Here is a 13683-nt window from a genome sequence, read left to right as displayed (position 1 = left end):
GGTCGGCGTCAGGCCGATCCTTTAGAAAAAATTCCAGCCTTCGCCCCGGTAGGTTTTCACAACCTGCTCCACTTTTCCGCCTCGCAGCAGAAGCACTTCTGGAAAGCGTTCGAAAAGTTCACCAGCCTTGGCATGCCTGAAAAAAATCGGTTGCCCGAGCTGCAGCTCATGTTTGGATCGCACCGAGGTTTGGACCTCTCCAGCGCCCAGCATCTTAAAGAGCGAGAGTCCATCCGGCATGAAAACCTGCGGCTGCTTATCCACATCAATGGGACCGGAGGCGATATAACCGCCGCCACTGCAGGCATAAATATGCGGCCGCGCCTGGCGGACTACTGGCAGGACAAATCCGGCGGCTGGGGCATATTTAAAATCGCGAAAATGATCAAATAGAGTGGGACTATAAAGTCCGGATCCCACGGTGATTTCCGTGACGCTGGGATCGCGGCGCGTGACATCGACGCTACCGGTCCCACCGCCGTTCACCAGGCTGAGGCGAAAGCCGTTTTTTCGTAAATAAGCGACGGTTTTCACGCGGCGGGAAAAGCATTCACGCTGTGAAATCTTTTTCAGGAAACGGACGAACAGATTATAAATCCGCGAGCCCGGTACCTTGTCGGGAAGTCCAGCGATCTGGCCTTCGTAGCCCATGAGGCCTTCGAGTTGCAAAAGATGGCTTTGCCGGAGCGTGTCCACCAAAGGCTTTAAATCTCCGGGCTGACGCAGGGGCGAACGAAAAACCCCAAAATGCAGCAATGGGAAATGCGTGGAAAGATCCAGGTCCACACAGACGGAAATCGTGGTGACACCTGCTTCAGCGTGCTTCTGTAACAGTTTCAGCTGATCCGGATGATCCACCATAAAGAGGATGCGCTTGCCGGTTTGAATGGCCGGCAAACAGGCTTTGATGTCGCGTGATTCCATGGTCGGATAGGCAATCAGAATATCGTTAAAGCCCGCTTCCGCCAGCAGCGCGGCTTCGGCGGCGGAGTAGGCCATCAGTCCGCGAAAGCCCGGAAATTTTTTAAGCAGATAACGCAGGATGGGAACACACCGGATCGATTTCGTTGCCAGCCGTAAGGGATACGGCCCTGCTCTTTGGCACAGAGCCTCAGCATTGGCATCCAGAAGATCCAAATCAATATAGGCCAGCGGCAGGGGGCGACCCTGAATGGCTGCCGTATAGGCCTCATAGCTGGGCGGATTGGCTGTTGCAGTGGCCATAAAAATCCTTAAGAATGCAGAGCAGAAAAAAGGAATCATAATGCAGGTTCCATGGACAAGGCAACGGATGGCCTTTCGCTCGGGAGGAAAACGTGGCATCACAGCCGGTATTTCGTAACTGGTCTCGTTTGGTTCAAGCCAAACCTCAGGAGGTGAGGGGGCCACAGAGCCTTTCTGAGTTACAGAGTCTTGTCCAAAAAAGTCAGAAGCTGCCGCGTCAAGGGCACAGGGCATAGCTTCAACTCCTGTGTCGCCACGGCGAATACGCTGCTCCATTCCGATGGATTGAATCGTATTCTGCATCTGGATGCTGCCCGTAAGCAGGTCAAGGTGGAAGCCGGAATCAAGTTGAAAGACCTGAATGGAATGCTGTGGCAGAACGGGCTGGCCTTTCCCAGTCTGGGTGATATTGCAGAGCAGGCCATGGGTGGACTCGTTTCCACGGGCACTCATGGCACAGGACTGCAGTGGGGTTCATTTTCAGATGGTCGCGGCTTGATCGGACTGGAGCTGGTTTTGGCCGACGGCTCCTTGCTGGAACTGCGGGCTGATCGTCCCGATGATCGTCCCCTGCTTGAAGCCGCTCGGGTGGGGCTGGGCGCCTTAGGCGTAATTTATTCCATGACCTTTCAGCTGGACGAGGCGCATAACCTGGAATTCTGCAGTCGGGTTGTTCATCAAAAAGAGGCTCTCGATCCGGCTCTTTATAAAACGCATGATCATTTTGAATATTTTACCTTTCCGTTTTCGGATCAGGTGCTCATGCTGATCCGCGACCGTAGCCAGAAACCGGCTGATAAAGGCAAATTTGGTGCCTGGTTCAATGATATTTTTATCGAGAATCTGTTGCTCGACACGGTCCTGCGTTTGACATCCCTTTGGCCGTCGAAGATTGGGCCAGTGATGCGGCTTATGACTCATCTGGCCAGTGAGGAACATTTTGTAGGACGCTGCTACGAGGTGATGGCTTCGATCCGCCGCGTGCGGTTCTTTGAAATGGAATATGCGTTTCCGTTGGATCAAATTAATGCGGCCCTGGCGACCTATCATGATGTCAATCGTCACTTCGCCCAGAAGGCAGGCGCGGATCGTTATTATGCAAGCTTCCCAGGTGAAGTCCGTTTTCTGGGAGGTGACCAGGGGACTTTGCTTTCACCGACTCTCGGCCAGCCCACCGCGTATCTGGCGGCTCAGGTCTTTCCGTCTTTTGGTCCCAAATATCAGGGATACTTTCGCGCGCTGGAAGGGGAGTTCCGCAAACTTCAGGGCCGGCCGCATTGGGGCAAACTTTTTTACCGCAATCCGATGGGGATTTATCCAAGGTTTGACGAATGGAATAAGATTCGCCAGAGCCTGGATCCTGGCGGGAAATTTCTGAATCCGTTTTTGGAAACGCTGGTGCACGGATAGGACTTTTAGAAGCGCAGGCGCTTGAAAATAAACTCCGGCAGATGGGTGATCACAAACATGACCCAGCGCCAGAAGCCTGGAACATAAAGTGTATCCGCACGTTGCTCGATCGCCTTCACAATACGGCGAGCCACTGCATTGGGATTGGCGCTTAAGGGGCCGCGTGGCAGATGCGCAGTCATAGCCGTGGCTACAATTCCTGGTTTGATCGTAAGAACCTGCACTCCACTGTCCCGCAGCCGCGCGCGCAGACCCGAGGCATAGGCTGTCACCGCAGCCTTGCTGGCTCCATAGATAAAATTGCTGGCGCGTCCCCGATCCCCAGCCACGCTTGAAAACAGGGCCAAAACCCCTTTTTTCTGCTGCAGGAGCAAGGGCAGGATGGTGTTGCTGATCGCCAGTGGGGCCTGAACATTCACATTAAAAAGCTGCTCACAGGCTTGCGCGTCATTCAGCAGCTGGTCCGTGTCACCCAAAACTCCGGAGGCAATCAACACCACATCAAGCTCGGGCACGCGCTGGCGTAAAAGTTCCGTCGCGGCCCTCGCCCCTGACGCGCTGCCTAAATCGGCCACCAGAGTTTGCACTTCGCTGGCACCGCGGGCGCGCAGATCGCGTTCCATCTGGCTCAGCTTCTGTTTATCACGGGCAATCAAAAATAAACGCGCGTGCTTTTGCGCATAGATCTGTGCCACGGCGAAAGCCATGCCGGAGCTGGCTCCGAAAATAGCGACCACGGGATCCTTGTGTGCTTCAACCACGGCTCACCCTATTCCAAAAAAGTGAAGTGAACTTGGGATCGATGTAGCGACTGAATTCTCGCCACAGCGGATATCCATTTTGAAAGAGTTCGGGACTCATCATGGCGTCCTTGGCCGGATAGAGCCGCCCCCCGGCGCTGAGCACGATCGCATCGAGCTGCCGAAACAGGGATTGAGACTTCTGACCTTGATTTTGAAAGTCGAGGGTCAACGTGTAACCTTCGCGAGGAAAGGACAGCATTCCCGGCGAACGGATATCACCGAATTTTTTCAGGACAGCCAGGAATGAACCCATTCCGGATTTGGCTATGATATCGAAAATCTGATTCAGTTCCTGGCGACGGTCCAAGGACAGGACGAATTGATACTGGAGCAAGCCCCGCTGCCCATAGAAACGGTTCCAGTGCAGGATTTTATCGAGAGGATAAAAGAAGGAATCGATCGGCATGCGCCCCTTTTTTACCCGGGATTGCTGCTGCTGATAATAGACTTCATTAAACGCGCGGATGGACCACTTATTTAACACCCAGGACGGTGCCTGAATCGGAACGCTTACTTTCCATTTAGCCTGCGCCGCGTATTCCTCGGCCGGCCGACCCGTCTGCGCATGATTGCCCCGATAGAAGATGCCTCGGCCCCGCCTGGACCCCTGGGCCATGCAATCAATCCAGGACATCGAATATTCCCAGTCCTGAGCCGACGCGTCCTCGAGGGCAAAAAAATCATCGAGTCCTGTGGTCTTGATGGTTTCGGAATCGACCAACGCCGATTGAATAGGAATAAGCTGAAGGGTGCACCAGGTGATCACGCCTGTTAAACCCAAACCGCCCACGGTCGCCGCAAACAGTTCCTTTTCCCGGGTCGGACTGCAGAGAATGGTTTCGCCATTCGAACGCAGCAATTCCATTTCAGTGATGTGACAGCCAAAGGTCCCGCGTTTATGGTGGTTCTTGCCATGAATATCATTGGCAATGGCCCCACCCAGGGTTACGTATTTGGTCCCGGGACTGACCGGCACAAACCAGCCGAGAGGCACGATGAAATCGAGCAGTTCTGCCAGGCTCAAACCCGCCTCGGCGGAAATCAAACCGGTTTTTTCATCAAAGCTGCGGAGTTTATTCAGAGGGCTGAGAAGTAGCGCTGTGCCCTCACTGGGCAAACAGCTGTCACCGTAACTGCGACCCAGACCATAGGCGAGAAACCGCTGATCGCGTTTCAGGATCGCATGGATATCCTGTTGCCAAAAAATAGGTTCCTGGCGGGATTCGTGACCTTGCATCCCACCCCAAGACTGTGTTGGATTCACCTGTGCTCCCTGATATCGTGACATGAGTCAGCATACCGGGGCTAACCAGGAAAATCCAGTGGGGGTTGACGGGTCAAAGGACAGGAGTGGGAACCTTGACTGTATTAGCGTTGCTAACCTGCTGCACCGGAGCGAGTGGCAGGACGCGATCCAGAGCTTTTAAGAAGGCCATCGAACCATTGACGGCGCGTTGGACCACGGCTGGCAGTTGATCGGCGTGAGGCATGGCCTCGTGCGCAACTTCAAGCGTCAGGGCATAGACACCAAACTTCATATAGGCAAAGTCGATAAATTCGCCATCCGTCTGATAATCATGAAACGACTGCGTATACTTGGGCATGCCCATCGTTCGGGCCACGCTTTGGCCAATGGCTTTAAAAACCGGATCATGCTGACTCTGAGAGGGCGTGTGGCACCAGGGCCAGAGCACCGCTTCCAGACCCGAGTGAAAGGCTGCCGACGCCACAATGCGTTCATTACTTAAAAGCCTGCGCACCAGCCGGGTTTCCACGAGACGAAAGGCTTCGGATTCGGGACGTGTGGGGGTGGCATAATCGCGGTTGGGATCAATGCCCTGAGAATCGGTTCGCAGATTGGCCGCGTGACCATCAGGATTGACCATAGGCTGCAGCACGATGCGATACTTTCGCAGCAAGCGATCCACATCAGTGCGGTCGCGTTCATTGATTAAAAAATCGATCAGAGCGAGCACGGCCTCTGTGGAAGCCTTTTCATTGCCGTGATGAGTCCCGTTGAAGTAGATGGCGGGAACATCGGGACTCCAGTTTTTACTGATGGCAACATAGGCGATCTCGCGACCTTGGAGAGATTGCCCCAGGACTACAAAGCGCGCCACGTCCGGATAATTTTGCGCGCGACTTCGCAGGTACTGCCCGATTTCATCCTGGGCATGATAGCGCTGGAATTGCAAAGCATAAGCCGTCGGGGCAAAGCCCGAGGCTAAAACCATGATTTGGATGAAGAGGCTGAATATCGCGCGCATGGCGTTTGTATTTCCTGTTCGATTCTAGGCGGGATTCTATCGATTGACGCGCCAGGTGTCAATTGACAAGGATTAGAGAACGCAGAACAGACAAGGCTTTCGATGCATGCGCGCAACCGGGAAGAAGTCGTCATTCTGTCCGCGTGGCGCGATCCTAATATTCTCATTTGACAAAGCCACTCATTCGTCGGAAGAAGAAAGCTTTAACTGCCATGATATTCAGCGTTTAAGTCTGCCAAAGAGGGACGTAATGGCCTTATCGTATCGTATCCGTGAAGCTGCTTTGGATGACAATGAAAGGCTGATCGAACTGATCAGACGTTGTCCAATGCGCGGTCAATTGCAAGTTTACCTCGATCGCTTTCCCGATTTCTTTGCCATGACGCGTCTGCAAGGTGATCGCTCGTATATCTATGTGGCTGAAGATGTCCGCGGAGATTTGGTGGGTTCCGTCGTCCTGATTGAACGGCAGGAATACTGGCATGGAAAGCTGGTCAAGGTTCTTCATATCGGCGATCTCCGCACGCATCCCGCCTGGCGAGGAACCCGCATTGCGGCGAAGTTTGTCGAGATCTATCGGTCCAAACTTCTCAGTGAAGGCTATCATCACGGCAGCGCCGAAATCATGGAAGGCAACGCGGCACCGGTCAAAGCCCAACGGCTGCTGGGTGACGCCATCAAGGTATGCTATGATGGCGCTATTGAGCTTTACCAGCTCCTACCATTATGGAACTATCGTCCTTCCAAACAGTACCGGTATCGCCAAGCTGAAATGGACGATTTGCCTGCAATCGCGACGCTGCTGAGTCGCAGCTATGACAACAGTCCGGGCGCTCCGGCCTTTACCGAGGAGTACCTGGCTCGCTCGATGGAAGCGCATGGATCGTTTGGCTTGCATAATCTTTGGCTTGCCGAAAATGACGCCGGTGAAATCCTGGCCTGCCTTGGAACCTGGGATCAGAAAAGCTTACGTCGGACTGTGGCCGTGCGTCTCAGTCGTTTTTTCCGCCTGGTGGTCCGCATGTTGACCTGGCTGGGCGCTGTCTGGAAGGTTCCGCCGGTACCTGTGGAAGGGCGACCCCTGCGCTATCTTTATCTTCGCTGGCCAGCCTGTGAGCCCACAGCTGTATCCGCTCTTCGCAACCTGGTGCGCCTCGTCATGCGTGAGGTCAGACAACAGGGCGAGCATCAGTTTGTTGCCGTCGGCTTTCATGAAAATGATAGGCTCAAATACTGTCTTCGCGCTATAATTCGAGTCAAGACAAAAGTTCATCTTTACTCACATCAAGTCAAAGCAGCTTCGGAGCCACCAGCCCTTATGCAGGCATCCGGGGAAAAGGCTCCGTATGTTGATGTTGCCTTGATCTAGGGGGAACATTGGCAAGACGTATTCTGCTGACCTCTGGGCGCGTGCCGAGCGCTCTGGAGTTGGCCCGGTCCCTTGCGCGCGCGGGCTGTTATGTTGTGGTCGCTGATAGTTATCCTACCTTTATCTGTCAAGGCTCCCGCGCGGTGTCCAGGACTTATGTCGTGCCGCCCCCGCGCCAACAGCCGGCTTCGTATGAGCTGGCGATCATGGAAATCATTAAGCGCGAGCAGATCGATCTGGTGGTACCGGCCAGCGAGGAAGTTTTTTATTTGGCGAGGTTTGCCGCTGAAATTAAAAAACACTGCGACTTCTTTTTCGCGGAGGCCTCGGTTCTTTTGCATTGCCATCACAAGCAGAATTTTAATGATCAAGCGCATGCCATGGGGCTCAGTGTGCCTGATTCCACGCTGCTGCTCCAGGGCAGCTCGGTCGCGCATGGGCTCGCCCAGCAGGATTATGTGCTGAAACGCTGCTATTCCCGCGGTGGCAATCGCGTGATATTTGCCAGTGGTGGGACGGATCCGCAAAACTGTGATGTGCCGATGGACGGCAGCTGGTTGATTCAGAAAAGAATTGCCGGGGAAACGCTTTGTTCTTTTTCCGTGGTGCAGCATGGGCGACTTATGACAACGCAGCTGTATCGTCCTTCCGTAACCCTGGGATCCATCGGTGTCGTATTCCAGAGCATACGCGACCCCCGTATCGAAGCCTGGATTGAAAAATTCGTCCGCAAATCCAACTATCACGGTTTCCTGTCCTTTGATTTTCAACGAACGGCCGAAGGTGAAATCTTTGCTTTGGAATGCAATCCCCGCATCACAAGCGGCATTCATCTCATCAATCAGGATGTCCTGGCTCAGGCCATCCTGAATCCGCTGCGGCCTCTTCCCAAAAAAGCCTCCCGCAGTCGCGCTCAGATCGTCCTGGGGGTCATGTCGGCTTTGCCCGATTTGATGTCGAGTCCGCGCCTCGCCTGGCGAACCTTGCGGGAATGCATCCGGGCTCGCGATGTGATGTTCGCGTGGTCGGATCTCTGGCCCCTTCTCTATCAGATCAAATGCTACCTCTATTTTTTCAAGACCTGTCGACGGGAACGCTTCCCACTTTCGAGTTGCGCTATGGATGGTATTGAGTGGAATGACGAAAGGACCCTTTAAAAACGCCTCTACGGTGCACCGCAGGGCCTCAATTGATGTCCGTGCGAACACAGCCAAGATCTTAATATTAAAGAATAATAGGATGCATACGGGAAAATCGGAAATCGGACTCCGCCTCGTGACGATAGAAACCGTCATGAAAGGAGGAGATTTATGCTCCCCAGATTACCTTTCCTGCCTGGCGGCCTGGCGCTGATGGTAACAGCCTGCGCCCTGCCCCAGCCGGGATTACGCCGTACGACACCGATAGATCATACCCTGTTACGCGGCGATCAGCTTCATACCGAAAGGCAGATTTTAGAGGAACGTGAAGTCAATCTGCTCTCGGCCTTTGGCAACCTCACAGCTTTGGAAAACCGGCACTTTTCCGTGCAGCTTTCCAGCGTTTTGGAAGCACCGCATGTGGATGGATCAGCCCTTCGTATCACACGCCTTGTGCAGGAGGGCAGCCTTTTGATCGTGGCCTACGCGGGGGCTGCTGGCAGCACGCGTGGAGCCCTTGCCCTTATCGACCTTACAGATACCGAGTCGCCGGTTCTGCGGGCGGAATTGCAGCTGCCCACCGTGGCAGTGGAGACCGTGGCATTGGATGGGCGGCATGTGTACTTCGCAGGGTCCAGTTCTGATCCCGGCGGACCCGTAGTAGGCCGCATCTCGATTCAGGACTTTGAATGGCAGGATGATTTGAAGCTGCAGGCTCTGGATCTGAAATCGATTTCCGCCCTCGCTGTGTTCGAGGATCGGGTGGTGATTTTGGATCGTGACCGGTCGCAGCTTACGACTCTGAACAAAAATGATTTTGTCACCACAGCCCAGGTCAGCGTTCCCGGTCTGAGCCAATTGAGTCAGGACGCATCCTCGCTTTGGACTTTGGGTCGCCTGCCGACGCAAATCCAACAGCTGGATTCTGAGCTCAAACTCAAATCGTCCGCAGTGGCTCTGGGTGATCTGGAAAACACGCTGTTTTCAGGACAAATGGTCATCGGTCGAGAAACGGTGATGGCTGCATTGGGTGATGGCGGCGTGCGAGCCTTCTGTAAAGCCAATCAAAAAGCTCTGTTCAATGTACCTCCTGTCATCCGCCCGGATCTGCCTGCGGAAAAGACCCAGAGTCTTGATGCTGGCTTGAGTCAGGGGCTTTTGCTCACGGCCAATGCGGATGCTGGCGTCTATCTGTACCAGGTCGCGACCCAGGATAAGCAAGGGGTTTGCAAGGAACGTGAAATACGATTTGAAGGCTATTTGGATCTCGGAAAAAATTTCCGCGCTGAAACCCTCAGCTGGCATCAAGGTGTGCTGAGTGTGGGTGATGGCAACGGACGATTGAATTTGTTTTCCATCGATAGTGATAGTTTGGAAAACGACGACAACGATTTTGATGGCTAAAAAATGAAAGCAGGACGGGCTCGGGCTCGTCCTGCTTTGACACTTACATCCGCCGCCAATCCGTTAAACCCTCCAGACTTTTTTCCACATCCCGACCCCGACTTTTAGAGCCGCCAGAGGTCATTTGCATAAACTCGCCCATGGTTATGGAGTTATCATTGGACTTGGAATCCAAATGAATCACGATATCGTGATCGACGGGTTGAAAGCCTAGAAAGTTCGGATGATGACCGTTGTCCCAGGAACGGGCGTGCTTCCAAAAGCCTTCCAAGCCCATCACCATGGCTCCTTCATGGGCGTTGGCACGAGCCAGGGCCTCCTTATTCCTCTGAATGCCCGTCGCCACCATGGGAATGCCCGCCATGAAAATGGCAACAATAGCCGCAATGGTGAGAATGGGAATGGCCAGCAGGATGAAATTAATAACCGCTGTGACAGAAGAAGCAACCAGGAGGCTGGCCACGAGCAGGAGAAGGCCCATGGTCCATCCGTGTAGACGCAATTTATCGGATGGCAGGATGAAGGCTGAATTTTTACGCGTGGCAACATTCATAATGGATTCCTCCGCACACGGTTGATGCCTCGAATCCGATTATGGTCCTTTTGCCAAACGGATAAATAGATAAGATTACCGATGCGGCATTTTTCGAGAAAAGAAGGGTGTCATCATTAAGCTTGTGATCAGAATCATGACGATAATCGAGGGCACCGTCGGCAAACGGCTTGATTCCAGCGAAAGAAGAAATCCTGCACCAGCAGCCACGGCTGAGGTTGTGCCGCAAAACCAGAGATGCCGCCGAAGGCCAGCCGGAAGTTGCCGGGACGCCACCGCCGTCGGCAGAAAAAGACAGGCTATCGTGAAAAGGTAACCCACGGTCTGTACGCAGAAGCATAGAGTCAGGAGAGCGATGAGATCAAAGGACGTCCAGGGCCAGCGACCCACTCGTTGGCTGCCTGTAATAGCCTTTTCGAAAGACTCGCACGTAAAGCGCCTGTGATAAACGATCATCAGCATCAATAACACCACACCCACGATCAGACCCCAGTAGGACTCTTCGGTGCTGAGTGTCGCGAGGTCACCGAAGTACTTCTGAGCCATATGATTTTCCAAAGCCGGAAAGAGGGCGCTGATGAGGTAGCCGCCGGCCAGAAGCACTGCAAAAAGGCTGGCAAAATGGGTGTTGCTCGATGCCATGCGACGGGCCACCAGAAATTCGCTGATGCCGAAGGTCAGCGCGGCACTGATCAGAGCCGTCAGGAGCGGAAACAGCGGATGCACGGCAAGACCCAGTCCGAGTAAAACTCCCAGCATGGCCCCTTGCCCAAGACATAGGGTTTGCATGGCTCGATCGCGAGCCGCGAGCTGGCTGCCCAGTAAGGCGAGACCGGCGGCGAGAAACATGCTGGCGGCTATGGTCCAACCATAGATGGATAGCAATTGATTCACGGGACCACGTATCCTTTCAAATCGATCGTACGATGGGGATTCCATTCCAAGGGATCCCACGAGGATTCATGCCCCACCATGATCACAGCGTGCTGGCCATCGGCAATGAAGTGCCGAAGTGCAGTGAGAAGCTGCTGGCGGCTGATAGCGTCCAGGTGATTCATCGGCTCATCCAGGATAAGCACGCTGGGGTCCTTCAGGAAGACACGGGTTAAGAGGGTCTTTTGTCGCTCGCCCCCACTCGCGGTATTCCAGGCCAGATTCAGTTGGCTCGCATGGAGCAAACCATGGCTGCGCTCCTGTATAAGGCCAGGCTCCACGGCGTTGGCAAAACTCACGATATCCGCCAATGTCAGGCTAATATGAAATTCCCGATTGTGCAGCTGGGAGAGGAAACCCACCCGGCTCATCGGCAATTGCCAACCGATGGTGCCTTGAGCCTGTCGAGCCTGCCCTAAAAGAATCTGCAGCAGCGTGCTTTTGCCTATCCCATTGGGCCCCGTGATAACAAGCAGATCGCCCAGGTTCAGATCAAAACTCAATCTTTCGATGAGAGGCCTATGATCAGGCGTTTGATAGGCAAGATCACGAACCTGCAGGAGATGCGACATGGATGTTCCTGTTCATTTCGCCTTGGCCTGGAGCGCATGCAGCAAAGCGTCGGCAATATGCTTTTGCAATGCGGCGTAACTCGTCACAGGTCCTTTGGACTGAATCATGGTCGGTACGATCACTGTGGTGATGCCGGATATCTCTTGAAAGCGTTGCAGGGTTTTACTTGGATTGTATTCGGCCCCCAAAGCCACCTTCACTCCAGCATTTTTCGCCGATCCACCGATTTCAGCCAAGCGTCCTGCCGAGGGCGGCACACCGGGCTTTTCTTCAATGCTGCCGAATGAGAGAATGCCATACTCAGCGAGAAAGTAAGCATATTCCTTATGATACTCGATCAGGATGGGTTGACCCTTTTGGGCGGCACGGAATGGTTCCAATCGTGCTTTGATCTCCTGACTCAGGCCTTCCATCCGGGATTTAAAGGTCGTTCCGGCTTTTTCATAGTGGGCAGCATGGGTGGGATCAACCCGACTTAGAGCTTTGACCGCTTCCTGACTCGCTTCCGCCAGGCGGCTTGGGCTCAGAAAATAATGGGGATTGCCCATAGGGTGCACATCACCCATGGAGCGATTGATGGGACCGGTCGGTTTATCAAGAGGTGTCACGGATCGGCCTAATTCACAGTAGCCCGGACCCGAGGGCTGCACCGCCGCGTTGCCTGATTTGGCGAGAATGGCCGGCATATAGCCCACTTCAAGATCCAAGCCTGCGATACATACGACCTTGGCATCGGCCACCTGTCGAATGAAATCTGGGACGGCATCGACAAAGTGCGGATTTTCCGAACCTCGCAGAAGCGCCTTGGCATCCACGAATTCACCACCGATTTCCTGCACCATCCAGGCCAGATCGGGGAGGGTGGTGATGACCTTGATGCGATCCGCGGCCCAGGCGCTGACACTCCACCAGAAACTGCCAACCAGACCTAAAAGAATTTTTTTAGAAATCATGAGCGGGGTGTGCTCCCATAATAAAGGTGGCCTGAAGTTCCAGACGCTTTTCGGTGCTGTCGGCCTGATCCTCGCGCTGCGTTTGAGAATGATTGTAGGCGACCCTGAGCGTGGAAAACTCACTGGCTTTATAGGTCAGAGTCGGCACCACACCAAGGATGGAATTGTCCACTGTGTTGCCTGCCGCATCCTTAAGGCTCAGGACACTCAGATAGTCGATCAGAATCCCCAGGGAAAGCTGGGCATCAAACGCATACTGGGGCAGGACATAGGCGCCCAATGTTTCTTCGGACGTGCCGCCATCAGGGGTCAGCGTGCGATGCCAGATCTCACTTTGCACAAGATACTGGAGGACGCCGGCCTCGCGCCACTTCGCGGTGAAATCCAGGCCCGTGAGTGTCGTTGTGGTTGACTCGGCATCCGTTCGGCTTAAATAATTCAAGGCAATTTGCGCCCCACCCTGGGCCGGCAGATCAAAGTACGTCGCAATTCGAGCGTAATGGGTGGGCTTTTTAGGTTTCTCACCTTCATCATGGGCGTGACCATAGGTAAAGCCATTCGTAACACCCAGGGTCGTTTCGAGAAAGAAAGGCAGCGGGGCCAGATACGAATATTCGATTCCCGAATCTAACGCGCCTTCTTCACCAAAGAACGCCTCGTGAACCTTGGGCGCAACGATGATCGGCCACTCATGACGATGCAAGCGATTGAGGCGACCCAGGCCCAGAAAAAATTGACCGGCGCGAATGTTGGAACGTGGAATCAGGCGCGAGCTGCGGATATAGGCTTCGTGCAGTTCAGAAACGGCCTCGCCTTCTTCTTGATGGGCGGCAAAGCTCAGCATTCCATCAAAGGTCGCGTCGATCGGTGCCGTCAGGATAATCTCGGCTTCCCGAGGCGCAAACTTATCTTCGGCCGTACTCTTCTGATCGGCCTTATAAGATCCTACCAGATCCACCGACGCTGAAATCTTCAGCCCGCTCGGATCCTGAGCCCAGACGGGACTGCTGATAAATCCTGCCATCATCAGCCAACGGAATTGCATGGTGTTCCTC

13 protein-coding genes are annotated in these 13683 nt (G+C 54.1%); 4 read left to right on the top strand and 9 right to left on the bottom strand.

The features are described 5' to 3' along the window. Nucleotides 1-21: 21 nt before the first annotated feature. On the bottom strand, nt 22-1224 hold the full coding sequence (locus tag VE954_RS28190; protein WP_324959185.1) for an alanine racemase: 1203 nt from the start codon (nt 1222-1224) through the stop codon (nt 22-24). A 189-nt stretch (nt 1225-1413) separates the two neighbouring features. On the opposite strand from VE954_RS28190, the gene VE954_RS28185 reads away from it, so the two are divergent. Beyond that, entirely contained in the window at nt 1414-2634 is a 1221-nt protein-coding gene (locus VE954_RS28185; protein WP_324959183.1) for a D-arabinono-1,4-lactone oxidase, read from the top strand. 5 nt (nt 2635-2639) lie between these two features. Here the strand turns inward: VE954_RS28185 and VE954_RS28180 are convergent, their stop codons facing one another. The 3 genes from VE954_RS28180 to VE954_RS28170 all read right to left on the bottom strand — a co-directional run bounded on the left by VE954_RS28180 (nt 2640) and on the right by VE954_RS28170 (nt 5704). Next, the gene (locus VE954_RS28180; RefSeq protein WP_324959181.1) at nt 2640-3395 is read right to left on the bottom strand and encodes an SDR family NAD(P)-dependent oxidoreductase; all 756 of its coding nucleotides are present in this window, start codon (nt 3393-3395) and stop codon (nt 2640-2642) included. Continuing rightward, nucleotides 3388-4701, bottom strand: a complete 1314-nt coding sequence (locus tag VE954_RS28175; protein ID WP_324959179.1) for an FAD-binding oxidoreductase — start codon at nt 4699-4701, stop codon at nt 3388-3390. The genes VE954_RS28180 and VE954_RS28175 overlap by 8 nt, the downstream gene beginning before the upstream one ends. Nucleotides 4702-4774: 73 nt before the next feature. Continuing rightward, nucleotides 4775-5704 carry a M14 family zinc carboxypeptidase gene (locus VE954_RS28170; RefSeq protein ID WP_324959177.1) on the bottom strand — a complete coding sequence of 310 codons (930 nt, stop codon included), beginning with the start codon at nt 5702-5704 and terminating at the stop codon, nt 4775-4777. A gap of 250 nt (nt 5705-5954) precedes the next feature. On the opposite strand from VE954_RS28170, the gene VE954_RS28165 reads away from it, so the two are divergent. From VE954_RS28165 to VE954_RS28155, 3 genes are all read left to right on the top strand, one after another. Beyond that, nucleotides 5955-7073: a GNAT family N-acetyltransferase gene (locus VE954_RS28165; protein ID WP_324959175.1), complete on the top strand. Its 1119-nt coding sequence runs from the start codon at nt 5955-5957 to the stop codon at nt 7071-7073. An 8-nt stretch (nt 7074-7081) separates the two neighbouring features. Beyond that, nucleotides 7082-8230 (top strand): hypothetical protein, encoded by a 1149-nt coding sequence (locus VE954_RS28160; RefSeq protein ID WP_324959173.1) that lies wholly within the window; start codon nt 7082-7084, stop codon nt 8228-8230. Between the two features lie 153 nt (nt 8231-8383). Further along, nucleotides 8384-9616: a hypothetical protein gene (locus VE954_RS28155; RefSeq protein ID WP_324959171.1), complete on the top strand. Its 1233-nt coding sequence runs from the start codon at nt 8384-8386 to the stop codon at nt 9614-9616. A 43-nt stretch (nt 9617-9659) separates the two neighbouring features. Here VE954_RS28155 and VE954_RS28150 read toward each other — a convergent pair whose 3' ends face one another. From VE954_RS28150 to VE954_RS28130, 5 genes are all read right to left on the bottom strand, one after another. Then, nucleotides 9660-10169: a hypothetical protein gene (locus VE954_RS28150; RefSeq protein WP_324959169.1), complete on the bottom strand. Its 510-nt coding sequence runs from the start codon at nt 10167-10169 to the stop codon at nt 9660-9662. Between the two features lie 75 nt (nt 10170-10244). Beyond that, the gene (locus tag VE954_RS28145) at nt 10245-11063 is read right to left on the bottom strand and encodes a metal ABC transporter permease (RefSeq protein ID WP_324959167.1); all 819 of its coding nucleotides are present in this window, start codon (nt 11061-11063) and stop codon (nt 10245-10247) included. Continuing rightward, nucleotides 11060-11674: an ABC transporter ATP-binding protein gene (locus VE954_RS28140; RefSeq protein ID WP_324959165.1), complete on the bottom strand. Its 615-nt coding sequence runs from the start codon at nt 11672-11674 to the stop codon at nt 11060-11062. Before VE954_RS28140 ends, VE954_RS28145 begins: the two co-directional genes overlap by 4 nt. Nucleotides 11675-11686: 12 nt before the next feature. Further along, entirely contained in the window at nt 11687-12628 is a 942-nt protein-coding gene (locus VE954_RS28135) for a metal ABC transporter substrate-binding protein (protein ID WP_324959163.1), read from the bottom strand. Then, a complete protein-coding gene (locus tag VE954_RS28130) occupies nt 12618-13673 on the bottom strand; it encodes a hypothetical protein (RefSeq protein WP_324959161.1) in 1056 nt (351 codons plus the stop codon). Before VE954_RS28130 ends, VE954_RS28135 begins: the two co-directional genes overlap by 11 nt. Between the last annotated feature and the right edge of the window lie 10 nt (nt 13674-13683).

Source organism: Oligoflexus sp. (assembly GCF_035638955.1).
Taxonomy (GTDB): Bacteria; Bdellovibrionota_B; Oligoflexia; order Oligoflexales; family Oligoflexaceae; genus Oligoflexus.
The sequence above is the reverse complement of the archived record's forward strand: the minus strand, read 5'-3'. Positions and strand labels throughout refer to the sequence as shown.